This window comes from Achromobacter sp. (assembly GCF_057314935.1).
Genome location: NZ_DBHKZA010000037.1, coordinates 50,791 through 58,513 on the forward strand (window position 1 = coordinate 50,791; position 7,723 = coordinate 58,513).

Genomic DNA, 7,723 nt, shown 5'->3' on the forward strand with positions numbered 1-7,723 from the left:
GCCCCCACGCTGCGCCTTCGGCTTGCTGCCCCCCGAGTGGGCCCGTTCATTTTGAGGCGGCTCTGCAATGAACGACGCCACAACAAAGCCCCTGACCCTGGCACTGTCCAAGGGCCGGATTTTTGAAGAAACCATGCCGTTGCTGGCCGAGGCCGGCATCGAAGTGACCGAGAGCCCCGAAAGCTCGCGCAAACTGATCCTGCCGACCAGCGACCCTGGCCTGCGCCTGATCATCGTGCGCGCCTCAGACGTGCCGACCTACGTGCAATACGGCGCGGCGGACCTCGGCATCGCGGGCAAGGACGTGTTGATCGAGCATGCCAAGGAACAGCCCGGCGGCCTGTACCAGCCCATCGACCTGAACATCGCCAAGTGCCGCCTGGCCGTGGCCGTGCGCAACGGATTCGACTACGAAGGCGCCGTGCACCAGGGCGCGCGCCTGCGCGTGGCCACCAAGTACGTCCACTCAGCCCGTGAACACTTTGCGGCCAAGGGCGTGTACGTCGATATCATCAAGCTGTATGGTTCGATGGAACTGGCGCCGCTGGTCGGCCTGGCCGACTGCATCGTCGACCTGGTGTCCACCGGCGGCACGCTGCGCGCCAACGATCTGGTGGCCGTCGAAGACGTCATGCCGATCTCGTCGCGCCTGATCGTCAACCAGGCCGCGCTGAAAACGCGCGGCGCCCGCCTGCAACCGCTGCTGGACGCCTTCGAAAGAGCCGCTTCCCGCAATGCCTGACCCCCGCCCGCCGCGACGCCGCGGCGGCCGCTTTCCGCTTTGCTGCATGACGCCATGGCACTGATCAATCGTCTCGACTCCCGCGATCCCGGATTCCAATCCGCCCTGTCCAAGCTGCTGGCCTTCGAGGCCACCGAGGACGAGTCCATCGACCGCGCCGCCGCCGGCATCCTGGCCGACGTGCGCGCCCGCGGCGACGCCGCGCTGGTGGAATACACGCAGCGTTTCGACCGCATGGCGAATGCCTCGGCCGCCACGCTGGAAATCCCCAAGGCGGACTGGCATGCGGCGCTTGCCGCGTTGCCGGCCGCGCAGCGCAATGCGCTGGAAGCCGCCGCCGACCGCGTGCGCAGCTACCATGAACGCCAGCGCGCCGAGACCTGGACCTACACCGACGCCGAAGGCACGATGCTGGGCCAGCAGGTCACCCCGCTGGACCGCGTGGGCCTGTACGTGCCGGGCGGCAAGGCCGCCTATCCGTCGTCAGTGCTGATGAACGCCATCCCGGCCAAGGTCGCGGGCGTGCAGGAATTGATCATGGTCACGCCCACGCCCGACGGCGTGCGCAATCCGATCGTGCTGGCCGCGGCCGCCATCGGCGGCGTGGACCGCGTGTTCGCCATCGGCGGCGCGCAGGCCGTGGGCGCCTTGGCCTACGGCACCGACACCGTGCCCGCCGTGGACAAGATCGTGGGCCCGGGCAACGCCTATGTCGCCGCCGCCAAGCGCCGCGTGTTCGGCACGGTCGGCATCGACATGATCGCCGGCCCCAGCGAAATCCTGGTCATCTGCGACGGCAAGACGCCGGCCGACTGGATCGCCATGGACCTGTTCTCGCAAGCCGAGCACGACGAACTGGCGCAGTCCATCCTGCTCTGTCCCGACGCCGCCTTCATCGAGGAAGTCGAAGCCGCCATCGCGCGCCTCTTGCCCACGATGCCGCGCGCCGACATCCTGCGCGTCAGCCTGGCCAACCGCGGCGCGCTGATCCAGGTCCAAAGCCTGGAAGAAGCCTGCCAGATCGCCAACGACATCGCGCCCGAACACTTGGAGATCTCGACCGAACAGCCCGAAATCTGGACGGCGAAGATCCGCCACGCCGGCGCGATCTTCATGGGCCGCTTCAGTTCGGAAGCGCTGGGCGACTACTGCGCCGGCCCCAACCACGTGCTGCCCACATCCCGCACGGCGCGCTTTTCGTCGCCGCTGGGCGTCTACGACTTCCAGAAGCGCTCCAGCCTGATCCAGGTCTCGCGCGAGGGCGCGCAGACGCTGGGCCGCATCGCCGCCGAACTGGCACTGGGCGAGGGCCTGCAGGCGCACGCCGCCAGCGCCCAGTACCGGATCGACAAGCCATGAGCGCGGCCCCGGCGGCAAGCGTCGCCGGCCGCATCGCCGGCACGGTCCGCGCCGATATCCGCGAACTGGCCGCGTATCCGGTGGCGCACGCGGAAGGCTGCATCAAGCTGGACGCGATGGAATGCCCCTACGAGCTGCCCGACGCGGTCCGCGACGATATCGCCCGCACGGTGCGCGATACGGCGCTGAACCGCTATCCGGCGGCCGACCTGTCCGCGCTTCAGCAGGCGGTGAAGGCAAGCTTCGGCGTGCCTGACGGCGCCGACGTGCTGTTCGGCAACGGCTCGGACGAACTCATCCACATCGTCGTGCAGGCCTGCTGCAATCCGGGCGACACGGTGATGTCGCCCTGGCCGTCGTTCGTCTATTTCGACATGGCGGCCCGTTTCGACCACGCCCGCTTTGTGGGCGTGCCGCTGACCGATGATCTGACCCTGGATTTGCCGGCCATGCTGGCCGCCATCCGCGAACACCAGCCCAAGGTCGTGTTCCTGGCCGTGCCCAACAACCCCACCGGCGGGCTCTGGTCCGACCACGACGTGCAGGCGATCATCGCCGCCGCCCCCGGCCTGGTGGTGCTGGACGAGGCCTACCAGCCCTTTGCTGAGCGCAGTTGGATGCCCCAGGTGCTGGACGCGCCCAACGTCGTCGTCATGCGCACGGTCTCCAAGATCGGCCTGGCGGGGCTGCGTTTCGGCTACCTGGCCGGCCATCCGGACTGGATCGGCGAACTGAACAAGGTGCGCCCGCCCTACAACCTGGACGTGCTGACCCAGGCCACGCTGATGACGGTCCTGCGCCACAAGGACGTGCTGGACGAGCAGGCCGCGCGCCTGCGCGCCGACCGCGAACCGCTGGCCGCCGCCCTGGCCGCGCTGCCCGGCGTCAGGGTATTCCCTTCCGCAGGCAACTTCATACTCGCGCGCTTTTCCGGCAAGCTGGACGGCAACGCCGTGCATCTTGCGCTGAAAACGCGCAAAATATTGATTCGTAACTTCTCCAACGCCCATCCGCTCCTGGCCAACTGCCTGCGCATCTCGGTGGGCGCCCCGGCCGAGAACGCCGCCTTGCTGGCTGCCCTGCAAGAGATTTTGAGTGCTTAACATGCGTACCGCAGAGATCACCCGCAACACCAACGAAACCCGCATCCGCGTGGCCATCAACATCGACGGCACCGGCAAGCAGACGATCGACACGGGCGTGCCCTTCCTGGACCACATGCTGGACCAGATCGCGCGCCACGGCCTGATCGACCTCGACATCAAGGCCGAGGGCGACCTGCACATCGATGCGCACCATACGGTGGAAGACGTGGGCATCACGCTGGGCATGGCGATCGCCAAGGCCGTCGGCACCAAGGCCGGCCTGCGCCGCTACGGCCACGCCTACGTGCCGCTGGACGAAGCGCTGTCGCGCGTCGTGGTGGACTTCTCGGGCCGTCCCGGCCTGGAATACCACATCCCGTTCACGCGGGCCCACATCGGCAATTTCGATGTGGACCTGACGCGCGAGTTCTTCCAGGGCCTGGTCAACCACGCGCTGATCACGCTGCACATCGACAACCTGCGCGGTTTCAACGCCCACCACCAGGCGGAAACCGTGTTCAAGGCCTGTGGCCGCGCCCTGCGCATGGCCATGGAAGTCGACCCGCGCATGGGCGACGTCGTGCCCTCCACCAAGGGCGTGCTGTAACGTTCGCCAACCCCACCGCACCAGGCAAAAGAAGTGACCACTATCGCCATCGTCGACTATGGAATGGGCAATTTCCACTCCGTCGCACGCGCCCTGAAGTTCGCCGCCCCCGATGCGGACATCCGCATCTGCAACCAGCCCCAGGACATCGACGCGGCTGACCGCGTGGTCTTCCCGGGCCAGGGCGCCATGGCGGACTGCATGCGCACCCTGAATGAATCCGGCCTGCGCGAAGCGGTCGTGCGCGCCGCCCGCAACAAGCCCCTGCTGGGCGTCTGCGTGGGCGAACAGATGCTGTTCGACTCCTCTGAAGAGGGCGGCACGTCCTGCCTGGGCCTGTTCCCCGGCGTCGTGCGCCGCTTTTCGGGCCCGCGCTTTGCCGACCTGATCGCCGCCGACGACGAAGCGTGCCTGGCCGACACCGGCGCGGCCGGCGCGGTCGACACCCGCCCGGAACGGCTGAAAGTGCCGCACATGGGATGGAACAAAGTCCGCCAGACGCGCTCTCACCCTATCTGGGACGGCATTCCGGACGACACGCACTTCTATTTCGTCCATAGTTACTACGCCGATCCGGACGATTCCGGCCTGACTGTTGGTGAAACCGATTACGGCGTCGCCTTTACCTGCGCAGTGGCGGCAGCTAACATTTTCGCGGTGCAGTTCCACCCCGAAAAGAGCGCCGAACACGGTTTGCGCCTGTATCGCAATTTTGTAGACTGGCAGCCGTAGGCCTTGAGCCTGCTGCGCCAGCCCATTCAACCCCTCTTTCTTTTTTGCTGCCCACCATGCTGCTGATCCCCGCCATCGATCTTAAAGACGGGCGCTGCGTGCGCCTGCGCCAGGGTGACCTGGACGATGCAACGGTGTTCTCCGAAGACCCCGCCGCCATGGCCACCCGTTGGCTTGACCAGGGCGCGCGCCGCCTGCATCTGGTCGACCTGAACGGCGCCGTCGCCGGCAAACCGAAGAACGAAGCGCCCATCAAGGCCATCCTGGACGCCGTCGGCGACGACATCCCCGTCCAGATCGGCGGCGGCATCCGCGACCTCGACACCATCGAGCGCTACCTTGACGCCGGCATTTCCTACGTGATCATCGGCACCGCCGCGGTCAAGAACCCGGGCTTCCTGCAAGATGCCTGCGGCGCTTTCCCCGGCCAGATCATCGTCGGCCTGGACGCCCGCGACGGCAAGATCGCCACCGACGGCTGGAGCAAGCTGACCCGCCACGACGTGCTCGACCTGGCCAAGAAGTTCGAAGACTACGGCTGCGAAGCCATCATCTACACCGACATCGGCCGTGACGGCATGCTGTCGGGCGTCAATGTCGAAGCCACGGTCCGCCTGGCCCAGCACGTGCGCATCCCCGTGTACGCTTCGGGCGGCATCGCCGGCATCCAGGACATCGAAGCCCTGTGCGCCGTCGAGGAAGAGGGCGTCGAAGGCGCCATCCTGGGCCGCAGCATCTACGAAGGCACGCTTGATTTCCAGGCAGCCCAGGCTCGCGCCGACGAATTGGCAAAATGACCACCTCCAGCAGCACCCCCGGGGCCGGCGCGCCCGTCCAGAGCGCGCTGACCCGCCGCATCATCCCCTGCCTTGACGTCACCGCCGGCCGCGTCGTCAAGGGCGTGAACTTCGTCAACCTGCTGGACGCCGGCGACCCCGTCGAAATCGCCCGCCGCTACAACGAGCAGGGCGCCGACGAACTGACCTTCCTGGACATCACCGCCACCAGCGACGGCCGCGACCTGATCCTGCCCATCATCGAGCAGGTGGCCTCGCAGGTCTTCATCCCGCTGACGGTGGGCGGCGGCGTGCGCCAGGTGTCCGACATCCAGCGCCTGCTGAATGCCGGCGCCGACAAGATCAGCATCAACAGCGCGGCCGTGGCCAATCCGGAACTGGTCCGCGCCGCCTCCGACTACCACGGCTCGCAGTGCGTGGTCGTGGCCATCGACGCGCGCCGCGTGTCGGCGGCCGGCGAACCCGCGCGCTGGGAAGTCTTCACGCACGGCGGCCGCAAGGCCACCGGGCTGGACGCCGTGGCCTGGGCGCGCCGCATGGCCGCCTATGGCGCCGGCGAGATCCTCTTGACCAGCATGGACCGCGACGGCACCAAGTCGGGCTTCGACCTGGAGCTGACCCGCGCCGTGTCGGACGCCGTGCCGGTGCCCGTCATCGCCTCCGGCGGCGTCGGCAACCTGCAGCATCTGGCCGACGGCGTCACCACCGGCCGCGCCAGCGCCGTGCTGGCCGCCAGCATCTTCCATTTCGGCCAGCACACCGTTGGCGAATGCAAACGCTTCATGGCCGAACAAGGCATTGCAGTAAGGTTGGACTGATATGAGCACTGAACCCACCTGGATGGCCGACGTCGTTTTCGACGAAAACGGCCTGATCCCCGCCATCGCCCAAGACGTTGAGAACGGCCAGATCATGATGGTGGCCTGGATGAACCGCGACGCGCTTGCCGAAACCGCCGCCACGGGCCGCGCGGTGTACTGGTCGCGTTCGCGCCAGCGCCTGTGGCGCAAGGGCGAGGAATCCGGCCATCACCAGGAAGTGCATGAACTGCGCCTGGATTGCGACGGCGACGTCATCCTGCTGAAAATCCACCAGGAAGGCGGCATCGCCTGCCACACCGGCCGCGCCAGCTGTTTCTACCGCCGCCTGGAAGGCCAGACGGACCAGGCGTCCTGGGTCACGGTGGACCCGGTGCTCAAAGACCCGGAAATGATCTACAAATGACCGATCAAGCCTTAAGCGCCGCCGATATCCTGGCGCGCATCGCCGACACGCTGGAAACCCGCCGCCCCGAAAACGGCGGCGATCCCACGGCGTCATATTCCGCCAAGCTGCTGGCCAAAGGCCCCGATTCCTTCCTGAAGAAGATCGGCGAAGAAGCCACGGAACTGGTCATGGCCGCCAAAGACGGCGTGCCCGAGCGCATCGTCAGCGAAACCGCCGACCTGTGGTTCCACTGCCTGGTCGCGCTGACCCATTTCAACCTGCGGCCGGAAGACGTGCTGGCCGAATTGGCCCGCCGCGAGGGCCTGTCGGGCCTGGCCGAGAAGGCAAGCCGCCCCAAAGATTGACCACGGAGCCCGGAAAATGAGCGACAACTGTCTTTTCTGCAAGATCGCCGCTGGCGACATCCCGTCCAAGAAGGTCTACGAGGACGAGGACTTTGTTGCATTCCACGATATCAATCCGGCCGCACCGGTGCATTTACTGCTGATCCCTCGACGTCATGTCACATCCATGCAGGATATTACGGGCGAGGACGCAGGTTGGTTGGGTAGAATGATGTCGTTGGCGCCGCGGCTAGCAGCCGAAAACGGTTGCCGTCCGGGCCCTGATGGCGGATTTCGCATCATGATCAACTCTGGCGTCGAAGGCGGCCAGGAAGTCCCGCATTTGCATTTCCACATCATCGGCGGCTCGCGGCCCTGGAAAGGGCGCGTAGCCCCAACCGCGTAATTCGGAGAAACATCATGGGTAGTTTCAGCATTTGGCATTGGTTGGTCGTTCTGGTCATCGTGGCGCTGATTTTCGGCACCAAGAAACTGCGCAACATCGGCTCGGACCTGGGTGGCGCGGTGAAGGGTTTCAAGGAAGGCATGAAGGACGCCAACGGCGAAAAGCCGGCAGACCCGATCGCGCAGCAGCGCGTTTCCGGTGAAACCATCGACGTGCAGGCCAAGGAAAAGACCAACTCCTGAGCCCCGGCTCGTCTCCCGGGCCAGCCCTGAACGGGCCGGCCCTTATTGCTTCAATTCCCGAGCGGCCGTCGAATGTTTGATGTCAGCCTCACTGAACTGATGGTGATCGGCGTCGTCGCCTTGATCGTCATTGGCCCCGAACGCCTGCCCAAGGTAGCCCGCACCGTCGGCCACCTGCTTGGGCGCGCGCAGCGTTACGTCAA

General features: G+C 66.3%; 12 protein-coding genes. All 12 read left to right on the plus strand.

Features of this window, described 5'->3' with window-relative positions; all coding sequences use genetic code 11:
• Positions 1-67: 67 nt before the first annotated feature.
• Positions 68-742, plus strand: a complete 675-nt coding sequence (gene hisG / locus ACO6D5_RS15535) for an ATP phosphoribosyltransferase (RefSeq protein ID WP_054421045.1) — start codon at positions 68-70, stop codon at positions 740-742.
• 54 nt (positions 743-796) lie between these two features.
• Positions 797-2,101 (plus strand): histidinol dehydrogenase, encoded by a 1,305-nt coding sequence (hisD, locus tag ACO6D5_RS15540; protein ID WP_315844843.1) that lies wholly within the window; start codon positions 797-799, stop codon positions 2,099-2,101.
• Complete coding sequence (gene hisC, locus ACO6D5_RS15545; protein ID WP_315844844.1) at positions 2,098-3,204, plus strand: histidinol-phosphate transaminase; 1,107 nt, start codon at positions 2,098-2,100, stop codon at positions 3,202-3,204. The genes hisD and hisC overlap by 4 nt, the downstream gene beginning before the upstream one ends.
• A 1-nt stretch (position 3,205) precedes the next feature.
• Positions 3,206-3,793, plus strand: a complete 588-nt coding sequence (hisB, locus tag ACO6D5_RS15550) for an imidazoleglycerol-phosphate dehydratase HisB (protein ID WP_006216836.1) — start codon at positions 3,206-3,208, stop codon at positions 3,791-3,793.
• Positions 3,794-3,826: 33 nt separating this feature from the next.
• Complete coding sequence (hisH, locus tag ACO6D5_RS15555) at positions 3,827-4,525, plus strand: imidazole glycerol phosphate synthase subunit HisH (protein ID WP_280027253.1); 699 nt, start codon at positions 3,827-3,829, stop codon at positions 4,523-4,525.
• 56 nt (positions 4,526-4,581) lie between these two features.
• A complete protein-coding gene (hisA, locus tag ACO6D5_RS15560; RefSeq protein WP_006224535.1) occupies positions 4,582-5,322 on the plus strand; it encodes a 1-(5-phosphoribosyl)-5-[(5-phosphoribosylamino)methylideneamino]imidazole-4-carboxamide isomerase in 741 nt (246 codons plus the stop codon).
• A complete protein-coding gene (gene hisF / locus ACO6D5_RS15565) occupies positions 5,319-6,140 on the plus strand; it encodes an imidazole glycerol phosphate synthase subunit HisF (RefSeq protein ID WP_006224534.1) in 822 nt (273 codons plus the stop codon). The genes hisA and hisF overlap by 4 nt, the downstream gene beginning before the upstream one ends.
• A 1-nt stretch (position 6,141) precedes the next feature.
• Positions 6,142-6,546, plus strand: coding sequence for a phosphoribosyl-AMP cyclohydrolase (gene hisI, locus ACO6D5_RS15570; RefSeq protein WP_315844845.1), 405 nt, complete (start codon positions 6,142-6,144; stop codon positions 6,544-6,546).
• On the plus strand, positions 6,543-6,893 hold the full coding sequence (locus ACO6D5_RS15575) for a phosphoribosyl-ATP diphosphatase (RefSeq protein ID WP_006224532.1): 351 nt from the start codon (positions 6,543-6,545) through the stop codon (positions 6,891-6,893). Before hisI ends, ACO6D5_RS15575 begins: the two co-directional genes overlap by 4 nt.
• A gap of 16 nt (positions 6,894-6,909) precedes the next feature.
• Complete coding sequence (locus tag ACO6D5_RS15580; protein ID WP_006224531.1) at positions 6,910-7,278, plus strand: histidine triad nucleotide-binding protein; 369 nt, start codon at positions 6,910-6,912, stop codon at positions 7,276-7,278.
• Between the two features lie 14 nt (positions 7,279-7,292).
• A complete protein-coding gene (gene tatA, locus ACO6D5_RS15585; protein WP_006216828.1) occupies positions 7,293-7,520 on the plus strand; it encodes a Sec-independent protein translocase subunit TatA in 228 nt (75 codons plus the stop codon).
• Positions 7,521-7,592: 72 nt separating this feature from the next.
• On the plus strand, positions 7,593-7,723 hold a 131-nt coding region (locus ACO6D5_RS15590), incomplete at its 3' end, for a Sec-independent protein translocase subunit TatA/TatB (RefSeq protein WP_485825871.1).